Source organism: Paenibacillus sp. FSL K6-1217 (assembly GCF_045040735.1).
GTDB lineage: Bacteria > Bacillota > Bacilli > Paenibacillales > Paenibacillaceae > Paenibacillus_AQ.
This window is the reverse complement of the sequence record NZ_CP150271.1, coordinates 6,623,075-6,647,447: the sequence shown is the minus strand read 5'-3', so window position 1 is coordinate 6,647,447 and position 24,373 is coordinate 6,623,075. Positions and strand designations below refer to the sequence as shown.

The window sequence follows — 24,373 nt, the reverse complement described above, 5'->3', positions numbered from 1 at the left end:
TACACGAACTCAATAACACTACAACATTGTGAAATGCCTTTCTCGCCTACACTTCTACGGTTGTCTTAACCCGAAGAATTCTCAGGCCGCAGGGAAATTTCCCTGCGGCTTTTTTATGTGCTTATGACCGGATAATTCGGATTACCAGAAGCGGTGGAGCAGAGGGCATTCTAATAAAAGGAGCCTAACGATGATTATCTCATGTCAAAATATCCAAAAATACCACGGTGCCCAGCTCGTCCTGAGCGATGTCACCTTCGATATCCGCCAAGGCGAAAAAATCGGCCTGATCGGCCGCAACGGCTGCGGCAAAACCACCCTCTTCCACCTGCTGAGCGGTGAAGAACGCCCGGATCAAGGGCAGCTCTCCATCCGCCGGGGCAGCATCATTGGCCTGCTTGCCCAGATTCAGGAGGTGAACGACAACGAGACGGTCTATGCCGTCCTCCAGCGCAGCTTCGCAGAGCAGCTCGGCTGGCAGCGCCGTCTGCGGGAGTTAGAGCAGGAGATGTCCTCTTCCGGGGCGGGCGAAGACGAGCAGGCCTGGAACCGGCTGCTTAAGGAATACGGCACCCTCCAGGAGAAGTTCGAGGCCGCAGGCGGCTATGAGCTGGAAGCCTCGATACAGCGCGTAGCCACAGGGCTTGGGATCGGAACAGAGCAGTATGACCGCCGCTTCTCTTCCCTCTCCGGCGGCGAGAAGACCAAGGTGGGGCTGGCCGAGCTGCTGCTGCGCCGTCCCGACATCCTACTGCTTGATGAGCCGACCAACCATCTGGACATGGAGGCTATCGAGTGGCTGGAGCAATTCCTCCAGAGCTATGATGGCACGGTGCTGGCTATCTCCCATGACCGTTATTTCCTCGATGCCGTGGTGAAGAAGGTCATCGAGATTGAAGACGGGGAGGCTTTCACCTTCCATACGAACTACAGCGGCTATCAGGTAGAGAAGGAAGCCCGGCTGCTTCAGCAATTTGCCGACTATCAGGAGCAGCAGAAGAAGATCAAGCAGATGCAGGAGAGTATCAAAAGGCTGATTGAATGGGGCAACCGCTCCAATCCGCCGAACCCTTCCTTCCACCGCCGTGCGGCGTCCATGCAGAAGGCGCTGGACCGGATGGTCAAGGTCAAACGCCCGATCCTGGAGCGGAAGTCCATGGATCTGCAGCTTCAGCAGGAGGACCGGACCGGCAACCAGGTCGTCATCCTGGACCGGATCAGCAAGTCTTACGGCGAGCGCAGGCTCTTCTCGGCCGCCAGTGATATTCTAAGATACGGCGAGACCACGGCACTGATCGGCGGCAACGGAGCAGGCAAAAGTACCCTGCTGAAGATCATCCTCGGCCAGGAAGCCCCGGACAGCGGAAGCTGTACGCTCGCTTCCAGAGCCGTGGCCGGTTATCTGTCCCAGGAAGCTGTGCCGGAGAATAACGGCCACACCGTGCTGCGGTATTTCCGCGAGGAGGCCGGACTTGAAGAAGGCGAAGCCCGCGGCCAGCTCGCCCGCTTCCTCTTCTACGGCAGCGATGTCTTCAAGAGCATCACCAATCTCTCGGGAGGCGAATGGACCCGGCTGCGCTTCGCGGTCCTGATGCACAAGAGGCCGAATCTGCTGATTCTGGATGAGCCGACCAACCATCTGGATATCGATTCCCGCGAGGCGCTGGAGGAAGCGCTGGAGGAGTTCCCCGGCACCGTGCTGGCGGTATCCCATGACCGTTATTTCATCAACTGCTGCTTCGGCAAGCTTTGGCATATTGACGGCGGACGTTTCGCCTCCTTCTCCGGCAACTACGAATATTATAAGGAGAAGCAGGCCGAACAAGCCGCAGCCTTGGAGCGGCAGGCGGCGATGACGCCGGAAACTCATGCGGGCAGCACCGGCAAGCCCCGACCGGTAAACGGGCGGGCAGAGACATCACCATCCGCCGCTGCCGGTCCGAGCCGCAAGCCCAGTATGACCGCTTCATGGGAGCAGGACATCGCTGAGGCGGAGTCCAGGCTCGCCCGGATCGATGCCGAAATGCTGGACCCGCAGCTGTCCAGCAATGCGGAGAAGCTGGCAGAGCTGCAAGGAATGAGAGATACCGCGCAGCAGAAGCTCGATGAGCTGTACAGCGGCTGGTTAAACGAAGCGGATATGTGAATGGTAGACACACTAAATCTAAGATAGAGGTGACCGTAATGACATTAACCCCGGAAATTACGAAATATTGGGAGAGTTATCTTGTGAATCATCCAGAGGCGGCGGACAAATTCGACAGCGCCTGGGCGTTCGGCGACAATCCCCGGCTGGCAGATGAACTGCTGGAGCTGGTGCTGAGCGGAATCAAGACCGGAACTGCACAGAATTATGAGCTGATTGAAGCGCAGGGGCTGGCCATGCCTTTTGCAGGCGGGTTGTCCATCCTGTTGGACAGTCAGGGGCAGCCGCGTGCGATCATCGAGACGACGAAGGTGGAGGTCGTTCCGTTCGCTGAGGTAACGGCTGAATTTGCCTATTCGGAAGGGGAAGATGACCGCAGCCTTGAATCCTGGCGCTACGAGCATGAAGTGTTTTTCACCAGGGAGCTGCAGCGTGAGGGCAAGCCCTTCGACCCGGAGATGAGGGTGGTCTGCGAGACCTTCCGGCTGGTGGATATTAACAACGAATTGTAATTTCAGCATAAAAAGGCTGCTTCTTCGCTTCGAAGAGGCAGCCTTCATTGTATATGTGCAGTTCATTGGGATATATGACAGTGGCTGCGGACGGGACTTAGAATTTCCAGATCCCCATCATCCAGCCAATCAACGAGATCCATAAGGGAATACTGATCAGGACACCCCATACGAGGCCGGTGGCGATATTGCCTTCTACGGGCCTGGATAATCCCTCTTGCGCAAGCGGAAGTCTTAGCTCTTCTTGTTCCATGTGATCCCCTCCTAAAATTCTTATCGTCAAAGCAGAGGAAAAAATGTAGACCGCCAGGCCCAAAAAGATGCAATTCCGAACATTTTTTTAGATATAAAGGCTCAGCGGAATATTTTTGTAAAGGCTTACATAAATAACATTAACCAAAAAATGTATCTCGAAAACTTATATACACTCTTGGTTATCTATTATATGCAGTTCTTTAGTCCAATATTACTGCCTTTTCGGGATGATGTAAATATTGAAACAGAGTGTGCAGTTGCTCCGCCGTGTTACGCTCTTCAGACAACTCAGGTAATTCATTCTCGGCAAAAAAGGCCGCAGCGCTCGTCTCCACACCGCCCGCCGCTTCCCCTCCGGTAATCCGGCAGAGAATGAACATTTTGTAGACATGGTACGGCTCCGGCGGATGCTGATGGAACTTCTTATCCAGTACGGCAAGCAGACGGACCGCTTCCGCCTGATAGCCGGATTCCTCGGCAATCTCTTTGACAGCCACCTCACTTGGTGACAGGCCGATGTCTGCCCACCCTCCGGGCAGTGCCCATTTTCCGTCGAGCTTCTCGTGTACGAGCAGAATTTTATCATCCTGAAAAATAACTCCCCGGATATCTACCTTAGGTGTGCTATACCCGTCCTCGCCCGCGAAGGAGAGCCGGATACGCTCCTTGCTCTCATACGTATAGTTCGCCAGAATATCCACGCTCAGCTCGCGCAGCGCCTGATAACGCTCAATATCATATACATCCTTGGCATACGTCAGCCCGGTCTGGGCAATCCCTTGAATTTCTTTGGCCCAGGTTAACCATTTCGGTTCCACAAGCACACCGCCTTCACTCGGATTTAGCTTACGCTATTTCTTCCAGTCGCCCTACTCGCAAAGCATCAAATGACGGGAGAACGCACCTTTTCGCGCTACACAACGGTCTACAATCGTAAAACCGGCCGCAGCAATCATCTCATCCACAGCCTCAATTGCCACAATGACAACTCTATCCGCAATCCGCCGCGTATGACTTAGAATCGCAAACTGCTCTTCAGGGGTAATCCGTGAATACAAATTATAGGGCATATCCACGATGGCCGCATCGTAATGCTCCTCTATGTCTGCAATATCCCCGAGTGTCACTTCGCTCTCGAAGCCGAAATGGGCGATATTCGTCCGCGCACCGGCCGCAATGAGCGGGTTAATATCACGGCCGACGACATCGATTCCCATCGAGAGCGCCTCTACCATTACCGTTCCTATTCCGCAGCAGGGATCGATCATTCTCACACCGGGTATGCGGGGAACCGCCATATTGACCGCTGCCCGGGCTACCCGTGTGCTGAGCGCTATGGAGTAGCTGCGGGGCTTTTTCATCTGCCGGAACCAGGTTGCATTGTTCTTATGATAAGCACCGAAGTACCAGCGTCCGCCGAGTGTTACAATCCCGTACACCAGCTCCGGATGGTTCACATCCGCCTCTCCCTCAATCCGCATGCCGATTTCCCGCTCAATTAATCTGCGCTCACCGTATTCGATTTTATGCTCAGGAGCCAGATCATTGGTCTTCACAAAAATAACCTTGAAGCTCCGCCCCGTAACCTCTACCTGCTCAGTTTGCTTGTAGATCTCCGGCAGCGTGTCTCCTTCGTACATCACATCAATCCGCTCTTTCATAAAAGGACTGCGGCTGACATCCACCTGAACCCCGCTTGCAAATATAGCCGGAGGAATCTCGCGGCCGAACAGGCAGCGCAGCTCCATCCCGCATAACGAGGTCTCATCCGGTGAATGGGCATAAGTATATATATATAACGGTTCGTCACTTACAGGTATATTCGCTGACACTTCCATTTCGCTCCTGTCGCTTCCGCCGCGCTCGGCGGTTCCTTTGCTTAAACTAAGTAAGTCTATCACGGTTACTGCCAGTAATCAACAGCCTGCAAGGAACTGTTCCGCAAGCTACGCACCTCCGGCCGCCCTTTGATGAAGGGCTGGGACAATCCTTTTTTGATCCCTCGGGATATCTCCAGTATAATGAATGCATTACACTGCCGAACCTGAGCCGCAGAGACCCTCCGTTATGCCTTTCGCCGCATAATACGGGTAGCTGTGGTATTAAGCAGCGAATTCCAAGGAGGTACATACCCACAATGTCATACGAAACTTATTTTCAGGCTGAGCGCGAAGCCCAGCTCTCCGAACTCAAGCAATGGCTGGCGATCCCCAGCATTTCAGCGCTGTCCAGCCACAAGGAAGATATCAACACCGCTGCCGGCTGGCTGGTAGATACCCTGAAGCGTGCGGGACTTGAGAATATCGAGCTGCACCCTACAGCCGGTCATCCGGTCATCTACGCCGATTACCTGCATGCCCCCGGCAAGCCGACCATCCTGGTCTACGGACATTATGATGTGCAGCCGGTTGATCCGCTGAACCTGTGGACTACGCCTCCGTTTGAACCGGAGATCCGTGACGGCAAGCTGTATGCGCGCGGTGCTACAGACGACAAAGGCCAGGTATTCATGCATATCAAAGCCATCGAGGCTATCCTCAAGCAGGAGGGCACTCTGCCGGTCAACATCAAGCTCTGCATCGAAGGCGAAGAGGAGATCGGCAGCGTCAACCTGCCGCCCTTCCTGGAAGCCAACCAGGACAAGCTCGCGGCAGATGCCGTCCTCGTCTCGGACACTTCCCTGCTGGAACGCGGACGCCCGGCCATCTGCACCGGACTCCGCGGCCTGTGCTCAATGGAAATCACAGTGAACACCGCCTTGACCGATCTGCACTCCGGCTCCTACGGCGGCGGCGTTCCCAATGCGCTGCATGCGCTGGTCTCGCTGCTCAGCACTCTGCACGATGACAAGGGCCGCGTATCGGTAGAAGGCTTCTACGAAGGCGTGCCTGCCCTGTCCCCGCTGCTGCGCGAAGAGTTCGCCAAGCAGGGCGTGGATGAAGACAAAATCCGGACCGCCCTCGGCCTGGAGCAATTGTACGGCGAAGAAGGCTACACCTTCGTGGAACGGGTCGGCGCGCGTCCGACACTGGAGCTGAACGGCGTATACGGCGGCTTCCAAGGCGAAGGCAGCAAGACGGTAATCCCGAAGGAAGCCCATGCCAAGATTACCTGCCGCCTGGTCGGCGACCAGGACCCGCAGCACATCCTGGATGCCGTTGAAGCTCATCTGAAGGCCAATATTCAGCAGGGCGCCAAGGTTCAAGTGAAGCAGATGGAGAAGGCACGCGCCTTCAACATCGATCCGTCGCACCCGATTCTGCAGACCGCTGCCGATGCTTACGGCAAGGTCTACGGCACCCGCGCTCTCTTCACCAAAGACGGCGGCTCCATCCCGATCATGGAGAGCTTCTCCCGCATCCTGAAGGCGCCGGTCGTCCTGATGGGCTTCGGACTCGATGACGAGAACCTGCACGCGCCGGACGAGCATTTCAACCTGGAGAACTTCGACAAGGGTCTGCTGACCCTTGTCGAGTTCCTGAAGACCGTCTAATCACTCTTTACTGACACTTAATACAGCCAGGCCCCCGAAGGATCGGGGGCCTGGCTGCTTTTTGTTTGTTTTGCATAAATCCGGCCTCTCACTCTCACACCAGCACAATGTATGCTGTTTTTGACATACATTAGGCCGTGCGCCTGATTGCGAGCACAATGTATGCTGTTTTCCATATACATTTAGTCCAACACACACCCTCTCCACAGCAGCATTAGACTATAGTTTCCTACACAACAAAAAAACCCTTGCGGACAAGGATTTCGGAAGTTAAATATGGAGCGGGTGATGGGAATCGAACCCACGCTATCAGCTTGGAAGGCTGAAGTTCTACCATTGAACTACACCCGCAACTCAAAAACGAGTACAAGAAACATTGTAGCATCACTATGAATAAATTGCAACCCTATTAGCTTCGGAACCCGGAGGTTATGACGGTATTTCCAGCAGTGGCTTCAGGAAGGACAGTTCAAACTCCGCCGCCTTCACCGGCTTGCTGAACAGATACCCTTGGGCCTCATGGCAATGCTGCTGGCGCAGAAAGTGCAGCTGCTCCTTGTTCTCCACGCCTTCGGCGGTGACCTTGAGCTTCAAATGGTGGGCCATCGAGGTAATCGTTGAGACAATCGCCGCATTGTTGCTGTCCTCCATGACATCGGATACGAAGGAACGGTCGATCTTCAGGCGGTCAATCGGCATATTCTTCAGATAATGCAGCGAGCTGTAGCCTGTGCCGAAATCATCAATGCTGATGCACACGCCAAGTCTTTTGAGACGGTTCAGCTGGTCGAAGGCGGTCTCCTTGTCCAGGGTCATACTCTCGGTAATCTCCAAATCCACATAGCAGGGATCGAGACCGATGTCCTTCAGGATGGCATCAATCTTGCCGGCCAGATTGGGCTGCAGGAACTGGCGCATCGAGAGGTTAATCGACACACAAATCGGATGATAGCCGGCATCCTGCCACATTTTATTCTGCATACAAGCCGTCTTAAGCACCCATTCCCCAATGGGAACAATTAGCCCGCTCTCTTCGGCGATAGGAATGAAATCCACCGGAGAGACCAAGCCGCGTTTGGGATGGTTCCAGCGCAGCAGCGCCTCCATGCCGACAATCTCTTCTGTCTCCAGCAGGACCTGGGGCTGATAGACCAGATAGAACTCCCCCCGCTCCAGCGCACGGCGCAGATCGTTCTCCAGCTTGAGGCGTTCCTTCGCCTTCATCTGCATGGCCGGAATATAGCGGCGGATCTCCACCCCCTGCTCCTTGGCATTGTGCACCGCTGTATCCGCATTCTGTATCAGCTGTTCTGCCGTATCTCCATCCCCGGGATAAATGCTTACCCCCATACTCAGCGAGATATGGTATTCGCCCGACTCCAGGCCTACCGGTGTCTCGAACAGGCGCAGCAGCTCTCCCGCCCGGACCAGACAATTCTCCAGACCCGTCCGCTCCGTCATCAGAAAAGCAAACTCGTCCGCCCCCATGCTGTACAGCTCTTCATTGACTCTGACCTCGTCCCCAATCCGGCGGGCGACCAGCTGCAGCAGCAGATCTCCTGCATAATGGCCAAGGGAGTCATTGATATTCTTGAAATGGTTGATGTTCATAATGACCAGGCCGGCGAAGCCGCGGCTTTTGTCCTGCTCGCTCTGGTGCACCACCTCTTCCATACGCTGCATCAGGCGGCGTCTGTTCGGAAGGCCTGTCAGCTCATCGTGGTACGCCAGATAATTAATCCGCGCTTCCGCCTGCTGGCTCTCCTGGAACGGCTCCTCAATCGTCAACCTGTAGACTCCGGTCAGCAGAAGATAATACGCCGCTGCGCTGCTGAGCATCCCGAAGAGATAATCCAGCTCTCCGACACTGAACAGATTCATGAAGAAGACCTGGCCCAGCGAGAAGAATACCAGGGAACGGATAATAATCAGCAGAGAAGCCGACTTCTCATTTTTGCCCGGATAGATAATAATCGCAGCGCCCAGCAAATAGACGAACAGGATTGCCATATTCATCAGATCTCTGGTTGTTTCTGCCCGTGGTTCGTCCGCCAGCCCGGAGACAATCAGGTTGCCGAGGCCAAACACAGCCAAACACAGCAGAATGACCACAAAAGAATTCCTGTACACCTTCCCCTTGCCGCCGGTTCCTACGGGCTGGTCTGCCCTGCTGAAGATAAGCATAATCCCCAGTGCACTGGCCAGCCGGGAGAACGTCAGGAGCCATAAAGACTGCCCCGGGCTGATATACGAGGTGATTCCGGGAATACCTACAAACCCGAGCACATGAAGGAAGTCGAAGATGCTCACTCCCAGAAACAATGCGGAGGTGTACAGCCTGGCCCTGGATAAACTATTGGCGAACAGCAGCCAGCCCTGGGCAAAAATCGCAAACCCGAACGACACCGTGCAGCAGCCCAAAATAAGATAAAGCGCCATAAGCAAATCCTTGTCCTCTATTTGGCCCAGCGGTGTACGAAAAATCTGAATCAGAAGGAACAGCGCAGCCCCTAGAATAGCCGCATGAATCGTCTTTCTCTCTTCTTGTCTCATAAGTCCCTCGCGTCTAAAAATAATATCTATAAAATCAGATGGATGTGTATGATGTCCTATGTATAAATATCGGCCAGACGGCTCCGTAAAGTTACATTGATCACCTACAATATTGCAAGGAGGCGGCTCCGGCAGAAAAAAAGCACCTGCCTACAAATAGAGGCCAGTGCTTTCTCCTACCAGACGGTTATTTGTCCCCGAAATTGACCTCAGGTGTTGTCAGTTTGTCATAGAAGTCAACCGCCTTATCTTTATCGGCCGAAGATCGCAGCGCCATAGCCGAGCGGGGATGCTCATCCAGCGTTCCTGTAATCATATACGGAATGATATAGCCCCACTCTTCCTTCTCCCGCAGGGGGATCATCAGGTTCTCAACGATATCCAGAACAGGACGGAGCGTATAATTCGTATTCTTCAGATGGGTTACCAGCAGCTCTGTAGGACAGTTGCCTGCGGCGCGGCCCATTCCATAACAGGAAGCGTCCAGCAGTTCTACCCCCTTCTCGGCTGCAATCAGCGTATTGGAGAAGGCCAATTGAAGATTGTTGTGGGTATGCACACCGAGCCGCTTCTCCGGCAAATGCGTCTTGAACTTCTCTACCAGGTAATGAAAGTCATTATGATCCAGGCTGCCGTAAGAATCCACGATATAGACCACATCAACCACGCTCTCGCGGATCTGCTCGAAGGCTTCCAGCAGCTCATTCTCCATCACATTGGACAGAGCCATAATATTGATAGTCGTCTCATAGCCCAGGTCATGGAACGTCTGCACCAGCTGGAGGGCCTTGTCCACATCCTTGCTGTAGCAGGCCACGCGGATCAGATCGAGCATGCTCTCGCTGCGGGGCAGAATATCATTCTCGTCTACACGGCCGATATCGACCAGAGCCGACAGCTTCGTATGCCCTTTTTGCGGAATCACCTTACGCAGGAAATCATCATTCAAAAAGCGCCAAGGGCCTGCACCCTCTGCCCCTTTGAGCAGCTTCGGCGAGTTCTTATACCCGATTTCCATATAATCAACACCGGCTTCATTCAGTCCGGCATATAATTTCTGAACAAATTCAACACTGAAATCCCAGTTATTCACCAATCCCCCATCACGGATGGTACAATCGACAATTTTACTATGATTAGTCTTCACAGTCTGTTCTCCCTTCGGGGTATCTCTTAAGTACTATGCTTATATTATCGTTCAATCATACTTTAATGAAGAAGATATTGTAAAGAAAATTTCAGCAATCTCCATATCCATTTTCGCGAACAGAAGCAATGACATTAATCACAGAATAATTGACAATAAAATGCTACATTACAAGAAATCATTGAGATTGATTATCAGTCTCTTTCGGAGGGATAACAATGGCTTTAACATCCTGCTCCTTGCTGCGTCTGCAACCAGGCTCCACCGGCTCCATTCAAAGAATCGAAGGCATGAACCCTATCTTGCGCCGCCGTCTGGCTGATCTGGGAGTATCTGAGGGTGTAATGATCCGGCTCAAGGGCAAAGGGCCTTTCATGGGTCCGATTACGCTTGAATGCAACGGTCAGCTATTTGCTATCCGGCGGAAGGAAGCATCTATGATAGAGGTGAAGGTCTCATGAGCTCTATCGCACTTGTGGGGAATCCCAACACCGGGAAAACCTCGCTGTTCAATACCCTGACTTCTTCCTACGAATACGTAGGGAACTGGGCAGGCGTTACGGTTGAGAAAAAAATCGGCAGTCTGAAGAACGGAGCCGGCAAGCTGATCGATTTGCCCGGAATCTACTCTCTTCACCCCCTCTCCCGCGATGAGGGCGTAGCCGCACAATATCTGATCGAAGAAACCCCTGAAGCCCTTATCAATATAGTTGACGCCTCGCAATTGGAACGGAACCTGCTGCTTACCCTGCAACTGCTCGAATACGGCAAGCCGACAATCCTGGGTCTCAATATGACGGATGTCGCCAAGGCACGCGGTATTCAGGTGAACCCCGACATCCTTAAGGACAGGCTCGGCATTCCCGTGCTGCCGCTGATCGCCCGGACAGGCAAAGGAACCAGTCAGGTGCTGAGCGTGCTGGAGCAGCCGTCCCATATCCCGCCTGTAACCTTCAAGCTGAATTATGGCGAAACCGCTGAAGAAGCTATAGCCTCCATTGTTACGCATTTACAGCAGATCTCAGGTCTGCCTAACCTCCGCTGGGTGGCTCTGCAGCTGATGGAGCAGAACCCGGTAATCCTGGACTTGCTCAAGAAGCGGATGGATATTTCCGGCTTGCTGCTGATGGCAGAGGCCTGCCAGACCCGGCTGCAGCAGGAGAAGCTCGCCCTGACCCTTCCCCAGTGGATTCGCTCGGTGCGCATGGACTACATCCGCAAGGTATGCGCTGACGCTATAGACTCTACTGGGCAAAAACCGCATAATCTGACCGAACGTCTGGATTCCATCCTCACCCACCGTTTTCTCGGACTCCCCCTGTTCATCGTCTTCATGTATGCCATGTTCAAAACGACCTTTGACTGGATCGGCGGGCCGTTGTCGGATCTCTTGGATGGCTTCATCGGCGGCCAGCTCAGCGATTGGACGAATTCGCTGCTGCAGACGATCGGGGCTTCGGAATTCACGCACGCTCTGATCGTGGATGGGCTGATCGGCGGGGTGGGCGGCGTGCTTGTATTTGTCCCGCAGATATTCATCCTGTTCCTGATGATCTCCTTCCTGGAGGATTCCGGCTATATGGCCCGTGTCTGCCTGCTGATGGACAGCACGATGGAACGGATGGGACTGAACGGCAAGGCCTTCATTCCGTTCATTATCGGCTTCGGCTGCAACGTACCGGCGATTATGGCTGCCCGGAGCATTGAACAGCCCAAGGACCGGCTGCTGACGACACTGCTTATGCCGCTGATGTCCTGTTCGGCCAGGCTGCCGGTATATCTGCTGTTCGCAGCGGTCTTCTTCCCTGCCCAGCAGGCCACAGCTGTGCTCTCCATGTATGTCATGGGGGTTGTATTTGCCCTGATTCTGTGTAAGTTCTTCTCCAAGCACCTGTTCAAGAATGAGACGTCTATCTTCATTATCGAGCTGCCTCCGTACCGGATGCCGCAATTGAAGACACTGGGCCGCAGCACCTGGGAGAAGGGCAAAGGCTTCCTGCGCAAAGCAGGGACCATCATCCTGGCCGGCTCGGTCCTGATCTGGCTGATGTCCTACGCCGGTCCCGGCGGCTTCAATGTAGACATGGATCATTCCTTCCTGGCTAAATTCGGCGGCTTCATCGCCCCGCTGCTGCAACCGCTCGGCTTCGGAACGTGGCAGGCCGGCTCTACCCTGGTGCCCGGCTTCCTCGCTAAGGAGGTGGTGGTCTCCACCATGAACATCATCTATCATGCCCCGGATGCAGCGGGACTGGAAGGTCAGATTGCTTCAGTCTTTACGCCGCTCAGCTCGATCAGCTTCATGGCCTTTATCCTGCTCTACATTCCCTGCCTGGCCACTGTCGGCGTGATCAAGAAGGAGACTGCCTCCTGGAAATGGACATTCTTCTCCATGGGTTACTCCCTGGTATTGGCCTATGCGGTGTCACTGGTGATCTATCAAGGAGGACGTCTGCTCGGATGGTCGTAGCCCCGGCAAGTCCAACTTATATTGAGAGGAAGCGAAGAGAGCAATGATCGTTAATATTGTGATTGTAACGCTAATATTCGGATACTCCGGCTGGATGATCTACCGTCATGTGCAGAAGGGCAAGCAAGGGGCCTGTGCCGGCTGTGACAAGGGCAAGACCTGCCCCGCAGCAGCGATGGATTCACCTCTGTCCTGCGGCAGTGCAACCATGGGCAGCAAGCGCTAGGATGCGGCTCTGGCTGATACAGACTTAGTATTCTTTCGTTTAGAAACCTCGGCATGCGGGTATGTTAGTTATAAGCTTTTACAAACAGACTATAGCCAAGGAGGAATGACCATGAACACCAAGAAGACTTTGTTTACAACGGTAGCCTTGGGAGCCGCCTACTTGCTGAAGAATAAGAATACCCGCGATAAAATTATGAATGGCGTCCAATCCCTGACCGCTCAGATGAAAGCCCGTAAATAGGCTGCCATCCGTCTGTTATACGGATCAAGACCCCAATTCCACAAACAGCCGCAGGTCTCAGGAAACTGAGGACCTGCGGCTGTTTGACTGTTCATACGATTCGGGCCAGGGTTGCTTCAGCGCCCGGCTAGGTTTCTGCGGAGAAGTTATCCGGCTCAGCCGCAGCGCGTAGCAGGTATTCCAGCAAGGTGCGGACCATTACGCCCGTGGCCCCCTTGGGATTCACTCCCCGTTCCGCAGACAGAAAGGCTGTGCCGGCAATATCAAGATGCACCCACGGCAGCCCTTCGGCGAATTCTCCAATGAACAGCCCCGCCGTGCTGGCAGCTCCATATCTTCCGGCAGCATTGCGGAGATCGGCAACCTCGCTGGTCAGCAGCTCCCGGAATTCAGGATAGACGGGCAACGGCCAGATCTGCTCCCCGGACAGCCTGGAGGCCACCAGAATCTCTTCCAGGAATGCTTGGTCATTGGTAACAGCCCCTGTAGCCACATCGCCCAGAATGGACGCTACAGCCCCTGTCAGCGTGGCTACGTCAATGATCCGCTGTGCCCCCCACTGCCGGGCGTAAGTAAGCGCGTCCCCCAGAATGATCCGGCCTTCCGCATCGGTATTGATAATCTCGATCGTTCTTCCACTGAGGGAAGTAATAATATCACCCGGTTTAAAAGCATTCGCCGCCGGCATATTCTCAGCCGCCGGAATCAGCATGACCACATTGACCTTGGGGCGCAAATGCCCCAGCGCATCCATAACCGCCAGGACGGCTGCGGCCCCGGCCATATCACTGAACATGCTCTCCATGCCGGCTGCCCGCTTCAGGGAGATGCCCCCGGTATCGAAGGTTATTCCTTTGCCGACAATGGCAACTGCGTTCTCCCACTGACTGGTCCCCTGATAACGGATGACAATCATGCGGGGAGGATTCACGCTTCCGTGGCCTACCGCGAGCAGTCCGCCCATTCCCTTAAGCTCCAGTTCACGTTCATCCAGCACTTCAGCCGGAAGCCCGTGCCGTTCAGCGATCTCAATAGCGGCCACCGCAAGACCCGAAGGAGTCAGCAGATTCCCCGGACGGTTGGTCAGATCACGGGCAAGGTTGGCAGCCTCCCCCAAGGCCTGGCCCCGCTTGATTCCCTGTCTCCAGGCTTCCTCTTCCGCTGCTTCGCTCTTACGTTCCATGCGCAGCTGTACTGTATCCAGACCTGCATAGAACGCTTGCTCCAACTTATATTGTCTCCTGCGGTATGATCCCAGGACTAGCCCTTCCGCGATGGCCTGCCCGGCCTGCTCCGCCATCAGCGCCCCGGCCGGTCCGCCCAGTGCAGCCGGGATCTGCACAACGAGCGTAGCAGCCTTCAGCCTGTAAGCAGCTCTGGCGGTCTGCGCCATCAGCTGCCGCAGCTCAGGCATACCCATCTGGCCCTTTCCGCATCCGGCCAGAATGACCACAGGCTGCTCCGGCGGGTCCATTACGGGCAAGACATACACTTGCCCCTGCTTACCGCTGAACAGCCCCGCTGCGGACAATAAGCGGACTCTCGCGGCCCAGTCCGCAGCAAGTCCTTCTCCCTGTGCCTGCGCCTCCGAGATGATTAGACATCGCACATCTCCTTGCGGCGGGGCTGTCCCGGCCTCACTGCTCCATTCAAAAATCAAACCTCATCCCTCCGACAGACGCAGATAAGGCTGATCTCCCGCACTTGACCGTGCATTGCAGGAATCAGCCCTTACATATTAATTATACCCCGTATGCACTCCACCGAGAACACCAGGCTTAGAAGAAGTATTAATGAATAAGCGGAAGCGAAATGACGAACCTTGTTCCTTCATTCAGCCTGCTGCTGACCGAGATGCAGCCGCCATGATTCTTAATAATGCGGTCACTCACGGAGAGCCCGAGTCCCGTTCCATTCTCCTTTGTGGTGAAGAACGGATTGAACAGTCTGTCGAGCGTGCAGATATCCATCCCCTTGCCATTGTCAGAGATGAAGATGCGCACCTCTGTCCCTTCTTTGCGCGCCCCGACCTCTACTCTGCCCATGGAATCATCCTCCCGTTCGGCGATCGCTTCCATGGCATTTCTGATCATGTTAAGCACAACCTGCTTCATTTGCTTAATATCTCCCGAGATGAACAGATCCTCCTGAAGCACCTGCAGATTAATCTGGCAGCCCTTCATCAAGGCCTCGCTCTCTGTCAGCAGGACCACTTCCTTCAGCAGGGCAGCGACAGGAATCAAGCCGACCTGCGGTACAGAAGGCTTGGAGGAAGTCAGAAATTCATGAATAATGTCATTAGCGCGGTCAATCTCCGCCAATATAATCTTCGCATATTCCTCTTTGCCTAGCAGATGCAGATGGGGATGAAGGAGTTGAATGAAGCCCCGGATCGCTGTCAGCGGATTGCGGATCTCATGGGCAATGGAGGCTGATAACCGGCCCAGCATGGCCAGGCTGTCATTCTGGTAGGCGGTCTGTTCGATCAGCTTATAATCAGAGATCTCTTTGAGTGTGAACAGGTAGCTGCCCTTCATTTCCTCTCCGCTGCTGAGAGAAGCGCGCCAGTACCGTCCATATTCATCTACGAATTCATAGCTTGGCTTACCTTTGAGCACCATTTCACGATAACTCCGCAAGACCTGCTTCTTCTTGAACCGGCTGAGCTGAAAATGGGATAACAGATGATGCAGTGTGCAGCCCAGAAGAGAATGACGGTTAAGCTCCAGAATGCCGTACATCTGCTTGTTGACGAAAGTCAGTACCCCTTCATCATCAAAAAGCAGAATCCCGCTGTCGATGTGCTCCAGCACATCCTCGAATGTTGTATCCATTGGACCAGATTGAAACGTTCTTGCCGATAAAAGCAAGCTTTCCTGATATTGGCTTATCACGATACGAAGTTCCCCCTTTTACTGCAATTGACGAAGACGCTTAAGCGACATCAAATTACTATGTATCTGAGTATATGACGAAGCCGCCAGAACATTCGAAAATCGTATTGTATTATCCAACCGTTTCAACTATATTCCAATCATATCCAAGAGAAGAAGACAACGCAATCAGAGAATCTGTCGAATGGCAAAAATATTCATAAAATGATTCTAAAGACACATTTAATAGGCTGGGAATGATTTGTTTCCTGCAAATACATTGAAAAGAGCCCCCGCCAGTAGGCGGGAGCTCACTAATTTATAACCTGATGGAGGCAGTATCAAGGTGGTTATTTAAGCCTTCTGCTGGAGCCGGTGACGCCGCTGGCTCATAACAGCCAGGCGCTTCTTCAGCTCACGTTCCCATTTGGAGTCGCCGATCTGTTTCGCAATAGCCAGCAGGTCCAGCGACATGTCGATCTGGCTGCGCACGATAGCAAGCGGGTCTTCGCTCTCCATATTGATGACGTTCTCGAAGATCGCTTCCTCTTCCTCCATCACATAATCCTGGAAATCCACATCCGTGACGCCGTCGCCATGGGCATATTCCGCCAGAATTTCATATTCATTTTCGACTTTGTAGTGTACCTCTACCCGGTGGCATACCGGACAAAAAAGCAGGGGAACATTATGGACTTGCGTGCGATAATGCTTTAGGGTCCCCTTCGTTCCAACCATACTCGCTCCACAGCAAAAGCTCATTTTTGTTCACCCTCCTTGAGTGTTGTCGTTGATTTGAATTCCTATTATTATATTACAAAACAACGGGAGAGATTCCTCCCCTTACAAGCTATATATTAACCTTTATGCCCATTTTCAAACGTGTAGCCTAATGTTTACAAAAAACCTCCTTGAAGGGAATAATACTTCCCGCAAGGAGGTCCTCTTAGTATATCAAAGATCGCGGCTGATGAGGCCCGGAAGCTTACAGGTTCTTGTCGCCCGGTTTCCAGTTCATAGCGCACAGCCCGCCGGATTGGAGAGCCTGCAGCACACGCAATGTCTCTTCAACACTGCGGCCTACATCATTGTGGTTAACAACCTGATACTTCAGTTCACCTTCTGGATCAATGATGAAGAGTCCGCGCAGCGCAATGCCCTCTTCTTCGATCAGGACGCCGTAATCGCTGGCAACCTTCTTCGTGATGTCAGAAGCCAGCGGGAAGTTGATCTGGCCAAGACCGTTCATATCCTTAGGTGTAGACAACCAAGCCTTGTGGCTATGGATGGAGTCAATGCTCACACCGAGAATTTCTGTATCCAGCTCTGCGAAATCAGCAGCTGCATCACTCAACGCTGTAATTTCTGTTGGACATACGAAGGTGAAATCAAGCGGATAGAAGAAGAATACAAGCCATTTGCCGCGATAGTCGGACAAGCTTACCTTACCGAAATCCTTACCGTCGCCTGTTACTGTCTCCATGAAGAAGTCAGGAGCGGGTTTACCTACCAAACGTTCTGCCATTGCTTAAATCCTCCTTTTGATTATGTAAGAAAAACAGCTACCGGGCCGATGCCGGATGCAATATGCTTTTCTTGATTTTAAGGGATGGTAACATTCTTAATGGTACAGACCAAATGTTATCATCGTACAAAATCAAAGTCAATATTACACTGATTACTTTTTTATAATAATTATAAATAAGCAACATTTTGTGAAGTTTTTCTTCAAAATAGAAGAATGTATAGGTTTCACGCTATACATTATCCTTCTATTTCTCGCTGAAACGGTACCGTCCTTTAAAAGGACGGCAATGCCGTTTCCACTTGTTCTGCGTCAAAAGGGACAGATGTGGTAGAACTAGGCTGTACGGATAGCGGCCACGATCAGGTCACCCATCTCCGCGGTGCTGATCGCCTTGCTCTTATCGACTGCGATATCACTCGTCCGGTGACCGGCATCCAGCACCTCCGCAACTGCAGCTTCAATGGCAGCGGCGGCTTTCTCGTAGCCGAAGGTCATGCGGAACATCAGCGCAAGCGACAGGATCGTGGCGATCGGGTTCGCCAGCCCTTGACCGGCAATATCAGGCGCAGAGCCGTGAACCGGCTCATACAGGCCGTAGCTGCCTTCTCCCAGCGAAGCGGAGGCCAGCATGCCAATGGAGCCTGTCAGCATCGCTGCTTCATCACTCAGGATATCGCCGAACATATTCTCGGTCACGATGACATCGAAGCTCGAAGGACGGCGCAGCAGCTGCATGGCACAGTTATCCACCAGCACATGCTCAACCTCAACCTGCGGATATTCCGGCGCCAGTCTGTTCACCACTTCACGCCACAGACGGGAAGTCTCCAGTACATTGGCTTTGTCGACACTCGCCAGCTTCCCCCGGCGCTTCCCGGCAATCTCGAACGCCTGGCGTACGATCCGCTCAACCTCCATGACATTGTAGACACAAGTATCTACCGCTTCTTCCCCATGCTCGCCTTGACGGCGCAGCTTGTCCCCGAAGTAGATCCCACCTGTCAGTTCACGCACTACCATCAGGTCCGTACCTTCCAGTACTTCCGGCTTCAGCGTCGAAGCATCCTTAAGGCAATCGAAGACTACCGCCGGACGCAGATTGGAGAATAGACCAAGCGCCTTGCGGATACCCAGAAGTCCGGTCTCCGGACGCAGCTCCTTCGGATTGTTATCCCATTTCGGTCCGCCTACGGCTCCAAGCAACACAGCATCAGCGCTGCGGCAGATGTCCAGTGTATCCTCAGGCAGCGGAGTTCCGCGTTCATCAATGGCGATCCCGCCGAACAGGGCATGCTCCGTTTCAAATGTATACCCGAACAGCTCTTCCGTTCTTTTCAATACCTTTTCCGCTTCAGCTACAACTTCTGGTCCGATACCGTCCCCGGCAATTACGGCGATTTTTTTGACCTCGCTCATTCCTGTCACTCCTTAGGTAGTCCTGCTGGTCGCAGACATAGTTCTTCTGTATATTGTTGTATCATAACGGAGGGCAAAGGACAAAGATATAGATTCTATCACGTTCATAGATATAGCCTATAAGCGGAGCAGAGTGCGGATTTGCCCTTGTCCCGCCAATTGATTACAATTAATGGGCAGTTCAAACTTATCGGATCTCTAATCATATGGAAGAGGGAGTGATCTTAAGATGCAATACGCGAAGCTCGGCAAGTCTGGTATGAAGGTAAGCCGCCTCTGTCTGGGGACGATGAACTTTGGTCCCATCACTGATGAGAAGGAGGCCTTCCGCATTATGGATGCGGCGCTGGACGCGGGAGTCCAATTTTTCGATACCGCCAATGTGTATGGATGGGGCGAGAACTCGGGCCTGACCGAGACCATTATCGGCCGCTGGTTCAAGCAGGGCGGCGGACGCCGTGAGAAGGTTGTCCTGGCGACCAAGGTCTACGGGGCGATGAGCGACAAGCTGGATGGACCCAACGATGAAGGCGGCCTCTCTTCCTACATTATCCGCCGTCATCTGGAAGGCTCTCTGCAGCGTCTGCAGACCGATCACATCGAACTCTACCAGATGCACCATATCGACCGTAACGTGTCCTGGGACGAGCTGTGGGGCGCCTTCGAGCTTGCTGTCAGCCAAGGCAAGATCGGCTACACCGGCTCCAGCAACTTCGCCGGCTGGGATATTGCCGTTGCCCAGCAGGAAGCGAAGGCACGCGGGTTCCTTGGACTGGTATCGGAACAGCATAAATACAGTCTGACCTGCCGTCTGCCGGAGCTTGAGGTTCTGCCTGCCGCGCAGCATCTGGGCCTCGGCATTATTCCGTGGAGTCCGCTGGATGGAGGGCTGCTGGGCCGCAACGCGCTGAAGAAGATCGAGGGCAGCCGCAGCGGCGGCAACGCAGAGCGTGTGGAGCAGCACAAGCAGCAGCTTGAGGCCTTTGCTGAGCTGAGCCTGGAGCTGGGCGAGCCGCAGGATAATATCGCTTTGGCCTGGCTGCTCGCGAACCCTGCCGTAACGGCTCCGATTATCGGACCGCGTACGCTGGAGCAGTTCGAGAGCGCACTGCGCAGCCTGGAGGTCGTTCTGGACGAGTCTGTGCTGAAACGTCTGGACGAGATTTTCCCCGGACCCGGCGGTGCGGCCCCGAAGGCCTATGCCTGGTAAGAAGCTCCCTGTACCTTCGTCTCTTCCTACAAATAAGAGCTGTTGCTCCGCAATTTCTTTGCGGTCAACAGCTCTTTGTTCCATTCATTATTGTGCCGTATCCACGGTTATTGAACCATTGCTGGTTGATAAGGATACCTCATGGGTCCCTTTGCCAAGTACAACCGTTCCGTGATCCTCATCGCCGCCGCCCCAGTCCACATTGCCTTTAAGCGATCCGTTGCTGGTATCTGCCGTGATCTTGGCATCCGTTACTGCCGGAAGACTGGCAACAATCTTGCCGTTGCTGGACTTCAGCTCCCACTTCCCCGTGATTGCTGAATGGACTGTAATCTTGCCGTTGCTGCTTCTGGCAGACACGGCGCCGTCAATATTCCCCAGCGTAATTGCACCGTTCGAGCTAACCAGGTCTGCTCCGCCCTGTACATTCTGTACTGTTAGCGTGCCGTTACTGGTATGAGCCTTCACACCGCCGGAGACGTCATGGATATCCATGGTTCCGTTGCTCGTATCCACACTGATGCCTGCCGCCAGCCCCCCGGCTTCAATGGAGCCGTCACTGGTCTCCACCTGGGCGGCCAGATTCTGCGGAATGCTGACATTCAGATAGGGCGCATTGTTATTGAAGCCGATCTGGATGTTGGAGAGCCAGCCTGAATCTCCCTCCAGCTTCATCACAAGCGTGTCGCCTTCGGTCGTTACCTTCCATTTACGCTCCAGGGCACTTGCCGCTTCATTGTCTGTACTGCCCGGCAGCTCCAGCTTGCCTTCATACGTCAGCGTGTTCCCTTCCACGCCCTGAAGCTTAACCTTACCCTGGGGCAAATCAATCCGCACATTCTTAATATCCTGCTGCACTTCTGTCTTCCCGTTCACCGGCACCAGCTTGGTATTGCCGAAGATACTGCTCAGTGAGCCCCCCGCCAGCACCGTCTGTGCCCCGCTTGCCGCGACAAGTACGAGGATCAGTAGAACGGCCCAGCCGCTTACGCGGCTCTTGACATCGGATTTAATGAAGAGCCTGAGCAGCATCTCCAGGCCGAACAGGATCAGCAGAGCCGGCCAGATATAACCCAGTACATCGTAAGTGATTACACCGTACTGGGCCATGACTACAATAACCCCTACTATAATGCACCCTATTGCGGCGGTAAAGCTGCCGATTTTCCATCTCCCCATCCTTTAATTCCCCATTTCACGATACTTTTGAATTATTCTTCAGCATTCTGAATCCATAGCCGATCAGGGCAAGCGACAGCAGAATCGCCCCGATGTTCATATCGTTGAGCAGGTCCCACAGAGCGGGAAATGCAGTGATGAGCAGCAGCAGGATGCCTGCTATAACACATCCTATACCGACCCACACCGGATTCACATCATCATGCGGGTACATCGGAGGTGCAGTCATGCCCATCGTCCAAGGTGCGCCAAAGCTATCCGGATGGAACATCATCCGCTCATGCTCGGCAGCCGATACCTTCATCCAAGCCGCCTTTTGCAGCGCATCGAATAATTGATAGAACCAGAGCGCAGCAAGCGCGAACGGAAATACAGCAGGCATGGACGGAATGAATATAATACAGAGCGATGCTCCAATCATATACTCCAGGCCCATTTTTTTAAAGCCCAGATACATGTGGCCCAGTCCCGGAACCATAGCCAGGAGAAACGTGAGCCAGCGTCTTTTCTTAATCATAGATTACCCTCCCATAAGTTTTGTAGCAATAATAGATAGCCGGCAAAGCCGGTATTGATTAGTTTATTTGTTGTTCCCTTGCGGACCGAACCAGGAGCTGACCGAAGTGGACATATGCCCGTTAATTTCAGTGATGCCGTAGGCCAAATTCTCGAATACGCCAAGCTGCAGCAAGAGAAATGTCAGACCGACCGCCACGCCGTAATGCATCCAGGAGGTTCCCCGGGTTGTGCGCCGTCTGGACATGGTTGATTTCACTACCCGTTCTCTGCGCCCGCTCTCCAGCTGGCCGATCTTAGCCATAACCTCCCCGGTCAGATCCGGGAAGTCATGCGGCAACACGGGTTCCTCTCCGTTAAGGTTGAGTGCGGCTTCCATCCCGCTCCACATCGCCGCAAGTTCACGCGCCTCCTCCAGCCATTCCGCGCAGCCGGGACAGGTCTGGGCGTGCAGATGAATGGCCTGCTGGGCCTCAGGTGACAACTGTCCATCTATATAATGCGGCATCCACTCTTTTACTGTTGAACAATTCATCGCCATTCCTCCCCGCTTTTGCGCATCATCTGTCTGGCCCGATAGAGCTGCGATTCAACCGTTTTAACCGAAATTCCTTTTTGCTCAGCAATCTCCTGATACGAGTGACGCTGAAAATAGTACAGCTGCACAACCGACCGGTACGGTTCCGCCAGACTATTCAGGTTCTCACCCAGTTCCTGGGAGGCCTCCTTGCGGAGCACTGCCTGTTCAGGTGTCTGTGAGGTCACCCAGTCATTCTCTGTGTAATCCGCTGCACTCCGGTGCCGCCATTCCCGGTCGTTGGCCCGTTTCCAGTCCAGACAGGTGCGGTAAGCGATCCGGTACAGCCAGGTGGAGAAGGAAGACTGTCCCCTGAAGGTGGGAAGGGCTTTATAGGCTTTGATGAAGACTTCCTGAGCCATATCCTTGGCAGACTCGGCTTCTCCGGTAATTTTGATGCATACGCTATATACCATGCCCTGATAACGGGTTACCAGATTCCCGAAGGCCTGATGCTCCCCGCTCAGCACAGCACTGATCCACTCCGTCTCTTCCAAGTCTTTCTTCCCTCCTTCAGTTACATAACGTTAGACGCCCGGCTTTAAGGTTCCCCTGCATGTTTTTTAATTTTTTTTGGAATAGCAGCATTTCCGTTAAAAATAACCGCTCCAATATGCTCAAGGAAGGAGAACCCGCCTCCTTGTCGAATTACCCTTACATTATAGATTTTACTTCCCTGCTCGATCCGATCAGAAAATAATTTCCCAAATTCTGTTCAATCTGCGGCATAATACGGTAAAATACAGCTTAACAGCTTACGACAAGACAACATTCCTTAATGAAGTGGTGGGATAGAAATGATTCAGGCCTTGCTGGTAGATGATGAACGGCTTGCTCTCATGAAGCTGAAAATGATGCTGGAGGAACTGACAACCATAAATGTAATCGCTGCTTATACCGATCCTTCCGAGGCGGTCCGTGCAGCTTCACAGCTCCGCCCTGATGTGATTTTCCTCGACATTGATATGCCTGAGATGAATGGCGTCCAGGCTGCAGAAGCCATGCAAAGGTTATGCCCGCAGGCAAGCATCGTATTTGTGACTGCCCATAACAGCTATGCGATTGAAGCGTTCGAGCTGTATGCGCTTGACTATATTCTTAAGCCTGTACAGCGGGGCCGTCTGCTGAAGACCATTGAACGGCTGGAGGAGCGTGTCAGTCAGGCCCAGGAGGATTCCAGCAAGCCTGCGCAGACGATTATGATCCGCAGCTTCCAGTCTTTAAGATTCGAACGGGGCGGCCAGCCGCTTCCCAATATCCGCTGGCGCACCTCCAAGGCACAGGAATTATTCGCTTATTTATTCCATAACCGCAACCGGTTCGTGAGCAAAGATACCCTGACCGATCTGCTGTGGCCCGATTTCAATCTCAAAAAGGCCTCCACTCATCTTTATACAACGATTTATCAGGTTCGGCAATGCCTGAAGCAGGCAGAGATCGATCTGCAGATCAGCAATGCCAGCGGAGGAGAAGGCTACACCCTGGAGACCGGCAGCCTGCTGATTGACAGCTACGAATGGGAGAAGGGCATTCTTACCCAGGATGCCATCAATAAGGACAACTATGAGGAGCATCAGCGGTTATTCGAATTCTATTCGGGCGACTATCTGAACGATTACGATTACCTCTGGGCAGAAGGGGAACGGCAGCGCCTGCGGACCATCTGGCTGCATCACGCCATGAATATCGCCGAATTCTATGTCAGCAGCGGCCGGATACCGGAAGCGGTAACCGTGTACCAGAGGGTGGTGCAGCTCCAGCCTTATTTCGAACAGGGGCATCTGGGCCTGATGAAGGTCTACGACAGCATAGGAGAGCGCTCAGCTGTAGAGGAACAATATCATACTCTGACGGAATTACTGAACCGGGAGCTCGGCGTGAAGCCGCCCGCGAGCATTAAGCGCTGGTATGAGGAGTGGAAGCATCTTAACCTCCGAAGCATGTAATTGTCCATACGCAGAACCAAGCTATGCTGTCCTTTGTAAAGGACGGTACTTTTAATCCATTCTAATTATTTATAAAAGCAAAG

The 24,373-nt window shown here is 53.4% G+C and carries 23 protein-coding genes and 1 tRNA gene; 9 read left to right on the top strand and 15 right to left on the bottom strand.

The features are described 5' to 3' along the window. The first annotated feature begins 190 nt into the window (after positions 1–190). On the top strand, positions 191–2,146 hold the full coding sequence (abc-f, locus tag MHH28_RS29375; protein ID WP_405108471.1) for a ribosomal protection-like ABC-F family protein: 1,956 nt from the start codon (positions 191–193) through the stop codon (positions 2,144–2,146). 83 nt (positions 2,147–2,229) lie between these two features. Further along, the gene (locus tag MHH28_RS29370) at positions 2,230–2,658 is read left to right on the top strand and encodes an ASCH domain-containing protein (RefSeq protein WP_405108468.1); all 429 of its coding nucleotides are present in this window, start codon (positions 2,230–2,232) and stop codon (positions 2,656–2,658) included. Positions 2,659–2,755: 97 nt separating this feature from the next. Here MHH28_RS29370 and MHH28_RS29365 read toward each other — a convergent pair whose 3' ends face one another. The 3 genes from MHH28_RS29365 to MHH28_RS29355 all read right to left on the bottom strand — a co-directional run bounded on the left by MHH28_RS29365 (position 2,756) and on the right by MHH28_RS29355 (position 4,751). Next, positions 2,756–2,911, bottom strand: a complete 156-nt coding sequence (locus MHH28_RS29365; protein ID WP_405108465.1) for a hypothetical protein — start codon at positions 2,909–2,911, stop codon at positions 2,756–2,758. A gap of 202 nt (positions 2,912–3,113) precedes the next feature. After that, positions 3,114–3,731: an NUDIX hydrolase gene (locus MHH28_RS29360; RefSeq protein ID WP_405108462.1), complete on the bottom strand. Its 618-nt coding sequence runs from the start codon at positions 3,729–3,731 to the stop codon at positions 3,114–3,116. 51 nt (positions 3,732–3,782) lie between these two features. Continuing rightward, a complete protein-coding gene (locus MHH28_RS29355; protein ID WP_405108459.1) occupies positions 3,783–4,751 on the bottom strand; it encodes a TRM11 family SAM-dependent methyltransferase in 969 nt (322 codons plus the stop codon). Between the two features lie 299 nt (positions 4,752–5,050). Here MHH28_RS29355 and MHH28_RS29350 point away from each other — a divergent pair, with 299 nt between their 5' ends. Then, complete coding sequence (locus MHH28_RS29350; RefSeq protein WP_405108456.1) at positions 5,051–6,406, top strand: dipeptidase; 1,356 nt, start codon at positions 5,051–5,053, stop codon at positions 6,404–6,406. Between the two features lie 277 nt (positions 6,407–6,683). Here MHH28_RS29350 and MHH28_RS29345 read toward each other — a convergent pair. From MHH28_RS29345 to MHH28_RS29335, 3 genes are all read right to left on the bottom strand, one after another. Further along, positions 6,684–6,757: transfer RNA gene (locus tag MHH28_RS29345), tRNA-Gly, on the bottom strand. A 78-nt stretch (positions 6,758–6,835) separates the two neighbouring features. Then, positions 6,836–8,959 (bottom strand): putative bifunctional diguanylate cyclase/phosphodiesterase, encoded by a 2,124-nt coding sequence (locus tag MHH28_RS29340; RefSeq protein ID WP_405108453.1) that lies wholly within the window; start codon positions 8,957–8,959, stop codon positions 6,836–6,838. 187 nt (positions 8,960–9,146) lie between these two features. Continuing rightward, positions 9,147–10,106, bottom strand: a complete 960-nt coding sequence (locus MHH28_RS29335) for an aldolase catalytic domain-containing protein (RefSeq protein WP_405108451.1) — start codon at positions 10,104–10,106, stop codon at positions 9,147–9,149. 218 nt (positions 10,107–10,324) lie between these two features. Between MHH28_RS29335 and MHH28_RS29330 the strand changes: the two genes are divergently transcribed. The 4 genes from MHH28_RS29330 (at position 10,325) to MHH28_RS29315 (ending at position 13,045) form a co-directional block, all read left to right on the top strand. Next, positions 10,325–10,567 carry a FeoA family protein gene (locus tag MHH28_RS29330; RefSeq protein ID WP_339222940.1) on the top strand — a complete coding sequence of 81 codons (243 nt, stop codon included), beginning with the start codon at positions 10,325–10,327 and terminating at the stop codon, positions 10,565–10,567. Further along, complete coding sequence (gene feoB / locus MHH28_RS29325) at positions 10,564–12,576, top strand: ferrous iron transport protein B (RefSeq protein ID WP_405108448.1); 2,013 nt, start codon at positions 10,564–10,566, stop codon at positions 12,574–12,576. The genes MHH28_RS29330 and feoB overlap by 4 nt, the downstream gene beginning before the upstream one ends. 43 nt (positions 12,577–12,619) lie before the next feature. Then, positions 12,620–12,802: a FeoB-associated Cys-rich membrane protein gene (locus MHH28_RS29320; RefSeq protein ID WP_405108445.1), complete on the top strand. Its 183-nt coding sequence runs from the start codon at positions 12,620–12,622 to the stop codon at positions 12,800–12,802. Positions 12,803–12,913: 111 nt separating this feature from the next. Further along, positions 12,914–13,045 carry a hypothetical protein gene (locus tag MHH28_RS29315; RefSeq protein WP_256707444.1) on the top strand — a complete coding sequence of 44 codons (132 nt, stop codon included), beginning with the start codon at positions 12,914–12,916 and terminating at the stop codon, positions 13,043–13,045. A 127-nt stretch (positions 13,046–13,172) separates the two neighbouring features. On the opposite strand, the gene MHH28_RS29310 is transcribed toward MHH28_RS29315, so the two are convergent. The 5 genes from MHH28_RS29310 to leuB all read right to left on the bottom strand — a co-directional run bounded on the left by MHH28_RS29310 (position 13,173) and on the right by leuB (position 18,862). After that, positions 13,173–14,705 (bottom strand): leucyl aminopeptidase, encoded by a 1,533-nt coding sequence (locus tag MHH28_RS29310; protein ID WP_405108443.1) that lies wholly within the window; start codon positions 14,703–14,705, stop codon positions 13,173–13,175. A 130-nt stretch (positions 14,706–14,835) separates the two neighbouring features. Further along, a complete protein-coding gene (locus tag MHH28_RS29305; RefSeq protein WP_405108441.1) occupies positions 14,836–15,939 on the bottom strand; it encodes an ATP-binding protein in 1,104 nt (367 codons plus the stop codon). A 333-nt stretch (positions 15,940–16,272) separates the two neighbouring features. Further along, positions 16,273–16,680 carry a hypothetical protein gene (locus MHH28_RS29300; protein ID WP_405108438.1) on the bottom strand — a complete coding sequence of 136 codons (408 nt, stop codon included), beginning with the start codon at positions 16,678–16,680 and terminating at the stop codon, positions 16,273–16,275. 223 nt (positions 16,681–16,903) lie between these two features. After that, positions 16,904–17,443 carry a peroxiredoxin gene (locus MHH28_RS29295; RefSeq protein WP_036727686.1) on the bottom strand — a complete coding sequence of 180 codons (540 nt, stop codon included), beginning with the start codon at positions 17,441–17,443 and terminating at the stop codon, positions 16,904–16,906. A gap of 336 nt (positions 17,444–17,779) precedes the next feature. After that, positions 17,780–18,862 carry a 3-isopropylmalate dehydrogenase gene (gene leuB / locus MHH28_RS29290; protein WP_405108435.1) on the bottom strand — a complete coding sequence of 361 codons (1,083 nt, stop codon included), beginning with the start codon at positions 18,860–18,862 and terminating at the stop codon, positions 17,780–17,782. Between the two features lie 229 nt (positions 18,863–19,091). Between leuB and MHH28_RS29285 the strand changes: the two genes are divergently transcribed. Continuing rightward, on the top strand, positions 19,092–20,072 hold the full coding sequence (locus MHH28_RS29285; RefSeq protein ID WP_405108433.1) for an aldo/keto reductase: 981 nt from the start codon (positions 19,092–19,094) through the stop codon (positions 20,070–20,072). Between the two features lie 87 nt (positions 20,073–20,159). Here the strand turns inward: MHH28_RS29285 and MHH28_RS29280 are convergent, their stop codons facing one another. The 4 genes from MHH28_RS29280 to MHH28_RS29265 form a co-directional block, all read right to left on the bottom strand. Next, positions 20,160–21,251 (bottom strand): LiaF transmembrane domain-containing protein, encoded by a 1,092-nt coding sequence (locus tag MHH28_RS29280; RefSeq protein WP_405108430.1) that lies wholly within the window; start codon positions 21,249–21,251, stop codon positions 20,160–20,162. A gap of 16 nt (positions 21,252–21,267) precedes the next feature. Then, positions 21,268–21,768, bottom strand: coding sequence for a hypothetical protein (locus MHH28_RS29275; protein ID WP_405108428.1), 501 nt, complete (start codon positions 21,766–21,768; stop codon positions 21,268–21,270). 63 nt (positions 21,769–21,831) lie between these two features. Further along, positions 21,832–22,302, bottom strand: coding sequence for an anti-sigma factor family protein (locus tag MHH28_RS29270; protein ID WP_405108426.1), 471 nt, complete (start codon positions 22,300–22,302; stop codon positions 21,832–21,834). Next, the gene (locus MHH28_RS29265) at positions 22,299–22,841 is read right to left on the bottom strand and encodes an RNA polymerase sigma factor (protein WP_405108423.1); all 543 of its coding nucleotides are present in this window, start codon (positions 22,839–22,841) and stop codon (positions 22,299–22,301) included. Before MHH28_RS29265 ends, MHH28_RS29270 begins: the two co-directional genes overlap by 4 nt. Positions 22,842–23,141: 300 nt before the next feature. Between MHH28_RS29265 and MHH28_RS29260 the strand changes: the two genes are divergently transcribed. Continuing rightward, entirely contained in the window at positions 23,142–24,290 is a 1,149-nt protein-coding gene (locus MHH28_RS29260; protein ID WP_405108420.1) for a response regulator, read from the top strand. Positions 24,291–24,373 lie beyond the last annotated feature (83 nt).